Source organism: Hyphomicrobiales bacterium, assembly GCA_039989895.1.
Lineage (GTDB): Bacteria > Pseudomonadota > Alphaproteobacteria > Rhizobiales > JACESI01 > JACESI01.
Map to the genome: position 1 here is coordinate 388,904 of JBDXGY010000006.1, position 12,916 is coordinate 401,819.

Annotated in this window: 11 protein-coding genes; 8 read left to right on the forward strand and 3 right to left on the reverse strand. The window is 46.7% G+C overall.

Annotation, left to right across the window (positions count from 1 at the left end):
* The first annotated feature begins 57 nt into the window (after nt 1-57).
* The 3 genes from ABJ081_08425 to ABJ081_08435 all read left to right on the forward strand — a co-directional run bounded on the left by ABJ081_08425 (nt 58) and on the right by ABJ081_08435 (nt 2,992).
* The gene (locus ABJ081_08425; protein ID MEP6356694.1) at nt 58-516 is read left to right on the forward strand and encodes a TspO/MBR family protein; all 459 of its coding nucleotides are present in this window, start codon (nt 58-60) and stop codon (nt 514-516) included.
* A gap of 63 nt (nt 517-579) precedes the next feature.
* A complete protein-coding gene (gene guaA, locus ABJ081_08430; GenBank protein MEP6356695.1) occupies nt 580-2,142 on the forward strand; it encodes a glutamine-hydrolyzing GMP synthase in 1,563 nt (520 codons plus the stop codon).
* A 118-nt stretch (nt 2,143-2,260) separates the two neighbouring features.
* Nucleotides 2,261-2,992: an FkbM family methyltransferase gene (locus tag ABJ081_08435; GenBank protein MEP6356696.1), complete on the forward strand. Its 732-nt coding sequence runs from the start codon at nt 2,261-2,263 to the stop codon at nt 2,990-2,992.
* A gap of 70 nt (nt 2,993-3,062) precedes the next feature.
* Here the strand turns inward: ABJ081_08435 and ABJ081_08440 are convergent, their stop codons facing one another.
* The 3 genes from ABJ081_08440 to ABJ081_08450 are packed head-to-tail and all read right to left on the reverse strand — an operon-like array spanning nt 3,063 to nt 7,132.
* On the reverse strand, nt 3,063-3,995 hold the full coding sequence (locus tag ABJ081_08440; protein MEP6356697.1) for a TIM barrel protein: 933 nt from the start codon (nt 3,993-3,995) through the stop codon (nt 3,063-3,065).
* A 1-nt stretch (nt 3,996) separates the two neighbouring features.
* On the reverse strand, nt 3,997-5,508 hold the full coding sequence (locus ABJ081_08445; protein MEP6356698.1) for a glycerol-3-phosphate dehydrogenase: 1,512 nt from the start codon (nt 5,506-5,508) through the stop codon (nt 3,997-3,999).
* 52 nt (nt 5,509-5,560) lie between these two features.
* Nucleotides 5,561-7,132, reverse strand: a complete 1,572-nt coding sequence (locus ABJ081_08450) for an FGGY-family carbohydrate kinase (GenBank protein ID MEP6356699.1) — start codon at nt 7,130-7,132, stop codon at nt 5,561-5,563.
* A 351-nt stretch (nt 7,133-7,483) separates the two neighbouring features.
* Here ABJ081_08450 and ABJ081_08455 point away from each other — a divergent pair, with 351 nt between their 5' ends.
* The 5 genes from ABJ081_08455 (at nt 7,484) to ABJ081_08475 (ending at nt 12,915) form a co-directional block, all read left to right on the forward strand.
* The gene (locus tag ABJ081_08455) at nt 7,484-8,137 is read left to right on the forward strand and encodes a DUF2291 domain-containing protein (GenBank protein ID MEP6356700.1); all 654 of its coding nucleotides are present in this window, start codon (nt 7,484-7,486) and stop codon (nt 8,135-8,137) included.
* Nucleotides 8,134-9,693 (forward strand): sugar ABC transporter ATP-binding protein, encoded by a 1,560-nt coding sequence (locus tag ABJ081_08460; GenBank protein MEP6356701.1) that lies wholly within the window; start codon nt 8,134-8,136, stop codon nt 9,691-9,693. The genes ABJ081_08455 and ABJ081_08460 overlap by 4 nt, the downstream gene beginning before the upstream one ends.
* A gap of 97 nt (nt 9,694-9,790) precedes the next feature.
* Nucleotides 9,791-10,795, forward strand: coding sequence for an ABC transporter permease (locus ABJ081_08465; GenBank protein MEP6356702.1), 1,005 nt, complete (start codon nt 9,791-9,793; stop codon nt 10,793-10,795).
* A gap of 97 nt (nt 10,796-10,892) precedes the next feature.
* Nucleotides 10,893-11,846, forward strand: coding sequence for a D-ribose ABC transporter substrate-binding protein (locus ABJ081_08470; GenBank protein ID MEP6356703.1), 954 nt, complete (start codon nt 10,893-10,895; stop codon nt 11,844-11,846).
* A 115-nt stretch (nt 11,847-11,961) separates the two neighbouring features.
* On the forward strand, nt 11,962-12,915 hold the full coding sequence (locus ABJ081_08475) for a sugar-binding transcriptional regulator (protein MEP6356704.1): 954 nt from the start codon (nt 11,962-11,964) through the stop codon (nt 12,913-12,915).
* The last annotated feature ends 1 nt before the right edge of the window (nt 12,916 follow it).

Sequence of the window (12,916 nt, forward strand, 5' to 3'; positions counted from 1 at the left end):
CAATCATGTAGACCTGCGCTATGTTCTGATTATTGATACGATCAAAACAGGCATAGAATGATGCGACACTGGAAGGTTTATGTGGCCTTTATTGCGGCCACTTTTCTCATTGGTTATACATCCGCACTTATCTCGCCCCCCGGCGCGTGGTATGAGGCGCTGGAAAAGCCGTGGTTTAATCCGCCTAATGTGGTTTTTCCAATCGCATGGACCTTGCTTTATATCTTGATTGCTGTGGCTGGTGCTAAGGCTTGGATTGCGGGCCTAATGGGCCTGCCTTTTTTGTTTTGGGTTGCACAAATGGGCCTGAACGGCCTTTGGTCTTATATTTTCTTTGGCTTGCATTCTCCCTTTTGGGCATTGATTGAGCTGCTTGTTTTATTCGCAACGATCATTGGGTTCATCGTCACAACATGGCGCTTTGCGCGACCTGCTGCCTTGTTATTTTTGCCCTATGCGGGTTGGGTCGCCTTTGCTGGTGTCCTAAATGCGGCGATTTGGTCGCTTAACAGTTAGCTTTTTATCAAAAGTAACGATAAGCGTGTTGTCATCGCAGCGCAGTTGGATTAATCACCAAACATGACACGTGATAGCTCCCCAGATACCATTTTAATCGTTGATTTCGGCTCACAAGTAACACAGCTCATCGCACGCCGTGTGCGAGAAGCTGGTGTTTATTGCGAAATCATTCCTTTCCAATCAGCTGAAGACGGTTTTCATCGCCTTAAGCCCAAAGGCATCATCCTGTCTGGTGGCCCAGCCTCCACAGCCGATATTGATGCCCCGCGCGCCCCGCAGGTGATCTTTGATAGCGGTTTGCCAGTGCTTGGCATTTGCTATGGCCAGATGACCATGTGCGTGCAGCTTGGCGGCGAGGCGGAAAGTTCCGACCATCGCGAGTTTGGCCGCGCTCAAGTAAGCGTCAAAAAGCAATGTGCGTTGTTTGAGGGCGTTTGGGACGATGGCGCGGAGCATCAGGTCTGGATGAGCCACGGCGACCGCGTAAACGCGCTGCCAGATGGTTTTGAAGTCTATGCCACTTCTGAAAACGCGCCCTTTGCTGCTTTTGGTAATGAGGCTAAAAAATATTACGGCTTTATGTTCCACCCTGAAGTGGTGCACACGCTGGATGGTGCAAAGCTCCTATCCAACTTTGTGGGTAAAGTCTGCGGCTGTTCTGGCGATTGGACCATGGGCGCTTATCGCGAACAGGCGGTGGCAGCTATTCGCGAACAGGTTGGCGATAAACGCGTGATCTGTGGCCTTTCTGGTGGTGTGGATAGCGCTGTCGCGGCGGTTCTTATCCATGAGGCGATCGGCGAGCAACTCACTTGTATTTTTGTCGATCATGGCTTGATGCGGATGAATGAAGGCGAGGAAGTGGTATCGCTCTTCCGTGGCCATTTTAATATACCGCTCGTGCATGTGGATGTGGCTGATTTGTTTATTGGCCAGCTTGAAGGCGAGAGCGACCCTGAGAAAAAACGCAAAACCATTGGACGTTTGTTTATTGAGGTTTTTGAAGCCGAAGCGAAAAAGCTTGGCGGGGCTGATTTCTTGGCACAAGGCACGCTTTATCCTGATGTGATTGAAAGTGTTTCCTTCACGGGTGGTCCATCGGTGACCATCAAATCGCACCACAACGTCGGCGGTCTTCCTGAGCGCATGAACATGGGGCTTGTTGAGCCTCTGCGCGAACTCTTCAAAGACGAGGTGAGGGAACTTGGCCGTGAGCTGGGTATTCCAGATCATTTCGTCGGGCGTCATCCGTTTCCCGGACCGGGCCTTGCAATCCGTTGTCCCGGTGGTATTACCCGCGATAAACTAGAGATATTGCGTCAAGCCGATGCTGTTTATCTCGATGAGATTAAAAAGGCTGGCCTTTACGATAAAATTTGGCAGGCTTTTGCCGTGCTTCTGCCGGTTCAAACCGTTGGCGTGATGGGCGATGGCCGCACCTATGAGTTTGTCTGTGCGCTTCGTGCTGTTACATCCGTTGATGGCATGACGGCGGATTTTTATCCCTATGAGATGGACTTCCTAGGCCGCGCCGCCACTCGCATCATCAATGAAGTCAAAGGCATCAACCGCGTGGTCTATGATGTCACCAGCAAACCACCGGGCACTATTGAGTGGGAGTAGTTTTTACGCATAGGTAGTTGATTTAATTGAATTAATGGATTGATCACTTGTTTCTTAAGCTGGAATCTTATGACGAGTTGAAAGCTGATGGGGGCTTTACCTGAAGGGATAAATAACAGTGTTGAATAAATTTCTATTTTTCATTGAGCGTAAAGCAGCATACCTATTAGGCAAAGGGTGGGGTAGCGGCACTGTTGAAAAAGAGTTTGCATCAGCAGTGAGTTTACTTTCCAATAAAGAGCCAAAATTATGCATCGACATCGGTGGAAATAAAGGCACTTACACGCAACAAATTATGAACAAATTTGCTGAATGTAGGATTGTAATATTTGAGCCAGCGGAAAGCAATGTAAAGGCTTTAACTGAGAAGTTTTCAAACCACCAAAACGTTACAATAGAGCAAGCAGCTGTCTCGAACGAAATTGGAGATGCAACTTTATACAGTAACGAAGATGGTTCCGGGCTTGCATCATTAACAAAGCGGCGGTTGGATCATTTTGGAATAGATTTTGAGAACACCGAAAGCATTCAAACATTGCGATTTGAAGACTATTGGAAAGTTAAATTGAATTCACAGCATATCGATATATGTAAAATTGATATTGAAGGTCACGAACTTGATGCTTTGTCTGGATTTGGTGAAGCAATAAATCATATATCGATCATTCAATTTGAGTTTGGTGGTTGTAATGTCGACACACGGACCTTTTTTCGAGACTTCTGGTATTTCTTCCAAGAAAATGGATTTGAACTGTTTAGAATTAGTCCGATTGGGTTAATTGAAATACCAAAATATAGGGAACTAGATGAGTTTTTCATTACTACTAACTATCTTGCTAAGCGTAAATGATCGTTTTCGTCAGTTTTTCCTGCTGTAGTTGAGCCCATGGAAATGACATTTCCATATTGACGTCCACAATCTAGATTTTCAAATCGCTCGATCCACTATCGATGTGGGGTGCCCAAAACGCGACACTCTCAGCAATTTGTTCTACCACTTGTCTATCATTTGGCTCGCGCTCTTTGAAGCTTAGCTCAAGACATATCTCATTGTTCACGGCGCCGCCTGCTTTAAAGGCTTCCAGCAACGGTTTTGGTTGAATCTGACCGTTGTCGTTAAACTCTTTGATGAAAGGCCGATGCCCGCCCTTATCCATCAAGCTTTGTTTGATGTGAATAATCGGGCTGAGCTTGGGAACCGCTCGGGCCCAAGCATAAGGGTCATAATCATCCGGATTTTCACTCGTGACATCGCCGTGATCAATATCGGCCATCATCCACATTGGTATGGCCATATCAGATCGAGAGATTTGTTCTTGCAGCGCTAAGCACGCCTCTATGGTTTCGCCAAATTCACGACCCACACTCATAGGCTCCCAAAATACATATTCTAATCCAGCACCTTTGGCGTGGTCAGCAACCTGTGCCCAACAGTCAATTGCAATTTTTATCAGCTCTTCCCGTCGCGATGGATCGTCAAAATCTTTGTACGTAAAAATCGCAAATTGTGTGCCCACTGATTTTCCGCCAACATCAGCGATTATATCTGCAAATGTCTTAAACCAATCAACATAATATTGTCTGACTTCCGCATCAGGGTGCCCGAAATGATTAAGCCGTCCGTAGGGGCCGGTCATTCCCGAAGTCACTTTAACACCTGTCCGGTTCAACGCCTGATCCAGCTGACGTGTGAGTCGCTGGATAGTAGATGGTTGCCAGCTCGGATTGATAAATTCATGCGTAAGCTGTAGATCCCTAATCTTCAGCTCGCTCGCAACCGTATCCACCAAATCGTCAATATCGGCAAATCTGTTCACCAGAGGGTTAGTATTCAATGAAAGTGTTAGATCCATATTATGCAGCCTCCTCAAGTGTTGTCGCGAACCATCTTTCAAAGTTTTCGATCTCATTCTTTGTCAAATGCAACCGGTGCTTTGTTCTGCGCCATAAGATATCCTGAGCACTCAAAGCCCATTCATTTTTAACAAGGTATCTCACTTCTGCTTCATAGAGGTCGGCACCAAAGTGCTGTCCAAGACCGGATAAATCACGGGCATTTCCGACAATCTCGGTCACGAGTGTTCCATAAAGACGTCCGTAGTGGTGCCGAAGACTGCGGCTCATCCATGGGTAATTCTTCTTCAGTTTTTTTCGAAAAGCATCGTAATCGGCGTTTTCCATATTACCACCCGGTAAGGGCGCCTCGGCAGTCCATTCTTTGCCCATATTTGGAAAGAATTTTCCGATTTTTGAAATGCCGCGCTCGGCCAACTCGCGATACGTCGTGATCTTTCCACCAAAGATATTCAAAATTGGAGCGCCGCCCGTCTCATCAAGATCGAAAACGTAATCCCGTGTTACCGCCGAAGGATTGCCTTGGCCATCGTCAAACAAAGGACGCACACCTGAATATTTCTCTAAGACATCGTCAAGTGTCAGCTTTTTCTTGAAATATCGATTAACCGCTGCAATGAGATAATCTACTTCTTCGTCATCGACGCTTACCTCTTCGGCACGTCCTTCATAAGAAATATCGGTCGTACCAATAAGCGCTTTATCGCCTTCATAGGGATTGATGAAAATAACCCGCTTGTCATGATTTTGAATCAAATAAGCGTTCTCACCCTCCCAGAATTTCGGAACAATAATATGGGAACCTTTGACCAGCCGCACATTGCGCGAAGAATTGGATCTGGCCACTCTTGTAATAACGTCCGCAACCCATGGACCGGCTGCGTTTATAATAATTTTAGCCCTATACTCGGTCTGCTTGCCTGTTATGGAATTGTTTGTGGTTACAATCCACATTCCATCTTCGCGCCTTGCTGAAAGACAAGGCGACCTTGTCAGCACCGTTGCACCCTTGTTGGAAGCGTCCAATGCATTCAAAACAACCAAACGTGCATCATCAACCCAGCAATCGGAATATTCAAAACCACGCTTGTACTTGTCATCAATAACGTTGCCTTCTGGGTCACGATGAAGATCAAGCGTGCGCGTGCCCGGTAACTTCTTTCGCCCCCCTAAATGATCATATAAAAACAGGCCGAGGCGCACCAACCATGCGGGCCTATCCTCTGGCGAGTGAGGCAAAACAAATCTGAGTGGCCATATGATATGAGGAGCAGCGTTCATAAGTACTTCACGTTCAATGAGCGCTTCGCGAACCAGTCTGAATTCATAATACTCCAGATAACGAAGTCCACCATGAACGAGCTTTCCTGAGCGCGAAGATGTTCCCTCCGCTAAATCGTCTTTTTCGCAAAGAATAACTTTTAAACCCCGACCCGCCGCGTCGCGCGCGATGCCGGTGCCGTTGATGCCACCACCAATTACGAAGAGATCGACAACTTCTTGTTGACTCATTTCTTGCTCCATCATTCGTGCGACCCTATTATCTTATTGGATTTGCACATGTTCATGCCTCATCTTTTTGACGGCGGATTTGCGCCATCATTGACCAGGTCATGCTCATATTTTGACGACACTCTTTGTAGGTTTCATATAACTGGTCGTATTGGTCTATCACCTTTTGATCGGCAAATTCCGAACGGCCCAATAGGGGAGTGACCCATACATCGATACAGGCGTGCATGTCATCAAATGCCCCAATAGCAACTGCAGCCATCATAGCCGCTCCCGCAGCGCCAGCTTCATCACGAGAAGAATTGCGAATGGGTGCTTGGAGAGACGCAGAAAGAATATGCCTTAGTTCCTCTGATCTGGCTGCGCCGCCAGTAAGCCGCACTTCACGAGGAAGCTCACCCATTGCCTGATAGCAATCACGAGCAGCCATGGCTAAACCTTCAACAACACTTCTGACTAAGTTGGCGTAGTCTGTATTGGAGGACATGCCATTGAAGCTAGCTCTGGCGTCAGGATTTGTAAAAGGGCCGCGCTCTCCGGCTTCAGAAATATAGGGATGATATAAGAGGGCGCATGGCTCGGCAGCTTCTATCCAGCCTCCAACATGCGCCAACATCTCATTGTGGTCTGGCTTGGTTGTAAATTGACCGACTAGGTCCGCGCCGAGATCAAGTACCCAATCAAGATTGAGTGTTGCTGCCATATTTGTCTGCGTTTGTGCAACAATATCTTCATGCGGCAAACATAAAACATAACCTGTGTGTTCCTGTCCGAGCTTTACTGCCTCAGCCTTTACAGCTTTCATATGAACGCCAGTCGACCCAAGAGCGGAACATGCAACCCCCGCTTCGCCCGTATAGATACCAGCGCCAAGTGCGGTCATTATCATATCTACATAACCAAGACTGACCGGTGTTCCAGACCTTAAACCACATTTTTTAGCGGCATCATTGGAAAGCGGGTGAGTTGTTTTCGTCCCATCTAGAATATCGGGTAGTAGATAACGCCGTCTTGATAGCCCAAGGGCAGAAATAACATTCTCACTATACTGCCGAGTTCTGAAATCTCCGAATGTGAAACTAGCTTCTGACGGGTCCGTCGCGATCACATCCGTCAAACAATAATATAGCCAATCCTTGCAATGGAAAGAAATAGCTGCCTGATCCATAAGATCGGGGAAAAATTGCTCCATATGAGCCAGCTGACTGCCTTGTTGGCATGTGTTTAATCCAGTTCCAGTTGCTTCAAATCGTTCACGCTCCAATGGGCCTTTGCTAAGCGTCTCGACTGTCGGGGCAGCTCTCGCATCCAGCCAAAGCCATGCATCCGTAAGAGGCTGGTTGGATTTGTCCATCAACCATGTGCCATCTCCTTGACCTGTTACAGCTATTGCTGCGGTTCTATTTTTCAGATCAGGAATTTTATCTGAAAGGCTTAGGATTGCAGATGCGCAATCATCCCAGGTGCGGCCCATTGGCTGTGTTGCAGCGCCGTTAGAACTGGTTTTATAACTATTTTTAATAGCGGAAGTCGCGATTTGTGTTCCGTCTAGCTGAAAAGCGACAGCCTTCATAACGGATGTTCCAGCATCGACGCCAATTATGATGTCCGGTGATCCCGACACAATGTCCTCCTCATTGGCGTAGGCAGTAAGCCTCCGTCTTTCGTTCAGATATTTGCCTAGCACCTAACAAAGCATTTTTTGAATTCGTTAGTTTTGGCCTTGTTGGTATTGTTAAAAGCTAATTTTTGCAAACTTTTGATAAATATCACCGCAACAGTCTAGACACACAACTTAGTATATTTTTATTCTTTCTGTATTTTTTTGCAGACAGCGTCAAATATTACAGTTAAAATAATTATTAGGCTACCTAAAATCAAGATCTGATCAAGCTATGGAAGGCAGTGCTTTAGGGGGAATTGTTCGTAAGAGGGGAGAGCACGAGGCCAAATCGTGCATGAAGGAGGGAAATAGATGGCTTCATCTGTGCAGGGCAATCGTCTGACATCAGGCAATAAGAAAAAATGGTTTATTGCTGGTGCGGCTATTATTGCCCTTTTGACGGCTATAGCGATCGATACAACAGTTGTTACGATTGGATCTGATCAAGATGCGAGGCAGCAGGCATTTTCTGCTGACAATTTTGGTCGTGACGAATTTCCGCGCATTCAAAAATTTGTACTGGAAAACGCAGTTGATGCAACAAAGCTAGCGTCTCAATTGGCCGTAGACAAAAAATCAACTATTGAAAAATTTGCAACCGTAGCAGGCGTGTTCCCTATCTTTCCTCTGCGATTTGTTGGTGTGGCTGACGAAGGAAAATCTGGTATCTTTACTATAGCCGTTGAGGGGATGCCGGAAGGCGCAAAAATCCGCGTTCAATCCGGGCCAGCAATCAATGGGACCGAGCTCAGAGATGTTACCGGCGACATTGAATTTGGCGCATTCAAAAATCAGATAGAGTATCAAAATGTTGGTGCAGGCATAAACAAAGCCATGAGTGCAGAGATACTGTCAACTCTTGATCGAGAAAGCCTGAAGGGTAAGACAGTGACGATCGTGGGCGCCTTTAAAATGATCAATCCAAAGAATTGGCTGGTGACGCCGGTGGAGTTCACAGTCCAATGATCCCTAATTCTACATCTGTTGATATTCCGCAAGATAAGCCAGATTCCGATGAAGTTGTGATGGCAGCTCGTAATGTGAAGAAAAATTGGGGATCTGTTCATGCCTTAAAGGGTGTGAATTTTGATATTCACCGTGGACAGGTAACAACGTTGTTTGGTGAAAATGGTGCCGGCAAGTCAACATTGATGAAAATTTTGTCTGGCGTATATCAACCAACGTCAGGCCAAATCCTGCTTGATGGCAAGCCCGTTGATCTAACATCAACGGTGCGTGCTCAGGATCTTGGAATTTCTATTATTCATCAAGAACTTAGCCTTGCTCCAAATTTGAATGTTCGTGACAATATTTTTATGGGGTGCGAAATCAAGGGCGCTTACGGCGGCGTTGATTTCCGGGAAGAAGAACGTCAAACACGTGCCCTTATGGAAGAGCTTGAAGAGGACATCGATCCTTTGACCCTCGTTGAAGATTTACGTCTAGGACAACAACAAATCGTAGAGATCGCAAGGGCCTTGTCGGTCAATTCACGCATCCTGATTATGGATGAACCAACATCCGCACTATCGGCAACAGAAGTTGAGGTGCTTTTCAAAGTAATAAGCGACCTGAAGGCGCGCGGTGTTTCCATCGTTTACATCTCCCACCATCTGGAGGAAGCTCTGCAGGTTACAGATCATGCTGTGGTTCTTCGTGATGGAAATATGACGGCTTATGCGCCGCGTTCCATGATCGATCTCGAGTGGATCGTTCGGAACATGGTCGGTGACAATTTTAACCTTGGGTCTCCACCAGTCAGTTATGAAATGGGGGGTGCTGCGCTTGAAATAAAAGAGCTTTGTGTAGCTGATGCTTCGGGCAATGGATTGTCGGTCGACACACTGAATCTCAATGTGAAAGCTGGAGAAATTGTCTGTATTTATGGCTTGATGGGTGCTGGTCGTACCGAACTGATGGAAACAGTCGCAGGTCGGTTAAAACCCGTTTCGGGCGACATATTATTGCATGGAAAAAATATTTCCCATCTCTCCATTGCAGAACGAATTGCAGTTGGACTTGGCCTGGTTCCCGAAGATCGCCAGAGAGACGGGCTTGTTCAGACAATGAGCGTTGGTCGGAATATGTCTCTGGCTTCAATTGGCAAGTTTACCAAGAATTTTTTGACTTCACGCGCGGCGGAAGACGTGATTGTTGAAAAGACCATCAAGGCCGTGACGGTTAAAACAGATGGTCCCAATGCGCCTATTAGCTCTTTGTCTGGAGGCAACCAGCAAAAGGTTGTCATTGGAAAGATGTTGGCCACTGGGCCGAGCGTAATTCTTTTGGATGAACCGAGCCGTGGCATCGATATTGGGGCAAAGGCTGAAGTCTTCCGTTTGCTCTCAGACCGAGCCAAAGAGGGTTTGGCTGTCATTTACACAACCTCTGAAGTGGGTGAGTGCTTGTCTATCGCGCATCGTGTCATCGTCATGCATCGGGGCAAAATATCGGCTGAATTCAAAGGCAATGTAACGAAGGCGGAAATTATGGCGGCTTCAGGCGAAGCAGTGGTCGCCTAGGGGAAGCTTTAGTCACCCAAGGGGCCAAGGCGCCAAGGGGTATGAGTATAACAAGATGAATGATGTGATTGAAACATCATCAAGAACGGAAACGAAAATGGTAAGAGTAGACATTTGGAAATTATTGCTAGAGGGAAGAGCATTCTTCGCACTCATTGCCATTATTGCCGTTTTTACGTTCCTGTCGCCACGGTATTTCACTGTCGGCAATTTTCTTATTATGTCTTCTCACGTCGCTATTTTTGGATTGTTAGCAGTTGGAATGCTTCTTGTAATTCTTAATGGTGGCATTGACTTATCTGTTGGATCAACGCTCGCGCTTTCAGGTGTCTTTGCAGGTTTTCTAATGCAAGGCATCGAGCTTGAAGCCCTTGGCGTAATTCTCTATCTGCCGGTTTGGGCTGTGGTCTTGCTAACCCTAGCTGTGGGTGGTGGTGTAGGTTTGGTCAATGGAATTCTCATCGCCTATCTCAAGGTCCCTGCCTTTGTCGCAACATTGGGTACTTTATATGTCGCGCGTGGCATTGCGCTCTTGATGACAAACGGGTTGACCTTCAATAACTTGGGCGGGAAACCTGAACTAGGCAACACCGGTTTTGATTGGCTGGGCTTCAATCGAATTTTTAATATCCCGATTAGTGTGATCGTGCTGGCAGCCGTATCCATTCTAGTTGTATTTTTACTCACAAGAACATCATTTGGCCGCTGGCTTTATGCATCAGGTGGTAATGAACGCGCCGCAGAATTGTCTGGTGTGCCCGTTAAGCGCGTACAAATTATTGTCTATATGTTAAGCGGCGTATGTGCTGCTATTGCGGGTATCATTCTCAGTTCACAGCTCACATCGGCCGGCCCAACAGCTGGCATGACGTATGAACTCACAGCCATTGCTGCCGTCGTTATCGGTGGCGCTGCTCTGACTGGCGGCAAGGGCACGATTCAAGGCACACTTCTTGGGGCGTTCGTCATTGTATTTTTGTCCGATGGCTTGGTCATCGTCGGGGTATCCGTTTACTGGCAGACAGTCTTCACAGGCTCAGTCATTGTTTTGGCTGTTTTGCTGAACTCGATCACTTATAGGGGTACACGTCAAAGCACGTAGACCTGAGAATTTCAAAGTGAGGCCGGAGGAAAGGACTTCACTTTGGGACAAGCCGCCGAAATAACTCGGCACACACATAACCCAAGGGAGGGATATAATGTTTAAACTTACAAAACGCGCCGTATTAGCGGCTATGGTTTCATTGCCGTTGATGGCTACTGCCTCAGTCTCATACGCTGAAGGACTGATTTCCATCATCGTCAATGATCCAGCAAACCCATATTGGTTTACTGAAGGCGAAGTTGCAAAGAAGACCGCTGAAGAGTTGGGCTATACAGCAACCGTTGCCGCCCACAAAGGTGATACAAACACAGAAGCAACTCTTGTTGATGCAGCCATTACAAATGGTGCTAAGGCGATCATTCTAGATCCAGCCAATGCTGATGGTTCAATTGGTGTTGTTAAAAAAGCTAAGGCAGCTGGAATCCCTGTCTTTTTGGTGAACGCAGAAATCAACGAAAGCGGCATCGCAGTTGCTCAACTTGTTTCAAATAACGCACAAGGTGCAGCACTTGGTGCCGTGACTTGGCAGGAACTCGTCGGTGACAGCACGAAGTATGTTGAATTCTTCGGTAATCCTTCTGATAACAATGCTGCAACCCGTTCAAACGGTTACAATACTGTTTTGTCTCAGTATTCTGGTTTGGAAAAAGTTGCACAGGAAGTTGCTAACTGGGATCGTACACAGGGTTTCAATAAAATGCAGTCCATTATGCAAGCCCAGTCAACAATCAATGCCGTGATTTCTGGTAATGATGAAATGGCTCTTGGTGCGATTGCAGCTTTGAAGGAAGCAAACCGTCTTGAAGGCGTAATTGTTGGTGGTTTTGACGGATCACCTGATGCGGTTGCCGCTATCAAGAACGGTGAAATGGCTTACACTGTTCTTCAGCCTGTTGCTGTCTTCTCAGCAGAAGCAATTCGTCAAGCTGACTACTACATCAAGAACGGTAAAGCTAAAGTTGCAGAAGAAAAGCAGCTGTTTGATTGCCTTTTGATCACACCAGAAAATGTAGCTAACTACTCAGCTCCATTTACTCTGTCCAATTAATATCCTGAAAATTCAGGTTGACGACAGGATGGGGTGCTGTACGAACAGCGCCCCTTTCTTGTGATGGTGCACTTGCTGCATCCACTTACAGACAGGCCTGCTACGGGAAGGGCATATGAGAAATACATTATCAGCTTCGGAAAAAAGCCTGACAGTACGGGCCGCATGGCTCCATTACGTGGGCGGCTTGAAGCAAAGCGAAGTTGCAAAGACACTTGGTGTTCCTTCTGTAAAGGCACATCGAATGATCGCCCGCGCCGTTTCAGAAGGAATTGTGAAAGTTTCCATCGATGATGAAATCATCGAGTGTATCGAGCTTGGCAACCTGCTTGCCAAAAAGTACTCTTTGAATATATGCGAAGTAGCGCCACACTTGACCGAAAACGATGATCTTCCATTGCGCGCGCTCGGTAATGCAGGAGCAGACTTCATTCGCCGGCATCTAGAATTGGGCGACCACAAACTGATTGGTATCGGTCATGGACGTACGCTGGCAGCAGCGATTAGACAATTACCAAGGGTGGATACCAAGGGCGCGCGATTTGTTTCTTTACTCGGCGGCTTAACCCGTAATTTTGCCGCTAATCCACATGATGTTATGCATCTGATCGCGGAAAAAACGAGCGCTCAAGCTTATGTTGTCCCTGTGCCTTTTTTTGCGAATACCTCTGAAGATAGGCAAGTATTGCTTGCTCAAAAAGGCGTCAAGGATATCTTCGATATTGGTCAAAGTGCTACATTGAAACTTGTCGGTATAGGCACTGTTGGACCAGAGACACAACTCGTCCAATCAGAAATGATTGAAGCATCCGAAATCAATGAAGTAGTTAAAAAAGGTGGGGTGGGCGAACTGCTTGGTCACTTCTACAGTAGGGAGGGTAAGCTGCTTGAAACAATGCTCACGTCGAGAACATTGGCGATATCTGTTGGCGAGAAAATATCAGGTGAGGTTGTTGCTCTTGCTGGCGGATCGAAAAAAGTGGATCCTTTAAGAGCAGTACTTGAAAGCGGCCGGTTAACGGGCCTGATTACAGATGAACTCACCGCAAAAGCACTTGTAAATGGATAGG

Coding starts and splice junctions, on each gene's coding strand:
- ABJ081_08440 (MEP6356697.1), bottom strand. CDS start 3,995: ATGGATCTAACACTTTCATTGAATACTAACCCTCTGGTGAACAGATTT.
- ABJ081_08425 (MEP6356694.1), top strand. CDS start 58: ATGATGCGACACTGGAAGGTTTATGTGGCCTTTATTGCGGCCACTTTT.
- ABJ081_08460 (MEP6356701.1), top strand. CDS start 8,134: ATGATCCCTAATTCTACATCTGTTGATATTCCGCAAGATAAGCCAGAT.
- ABJ081_08475 (MEP6356704.1), top strand. CDS start 11,962: ATGAGAAATACATTATCAGCTTCGGAAAAAAGCCTGACAGTACGGGCC.
- ABJ081_08470 (MEP6356703.1), top strand. CDS start 10,893: ATGTTTAAACTTACAAAACGCGCCGTATTAGCGGCTATGGTTTCATTG.
- ABJ081_08445 (MEP6356698.1), bottom strand. CDS start 5,508: ATGAGTCAACAAGAAGTTGTCGATCTCTTCGTAATTGGTGGTGGCATC.
- ABJ081_08455 (MEP6356700.1), top strand. CDS start 7,484: ATGGCTTCATCTGTGCAGGGCAATCGTCTGACATCAGGCAATAAGAAA.
- guaA (MEP6356695.1), top strand. CDS start 580: ATGACACGTGATAGCTCCCCAGATACCATTTTAATCGTTGATTTCGGC.
- ABJ081_08465 (MEP6356702.1), top strand. CDS start 9,791: ATGGTAAGAGTAGACATTTGGAAATTATTGCTAGAGGGAAGAGCATTC.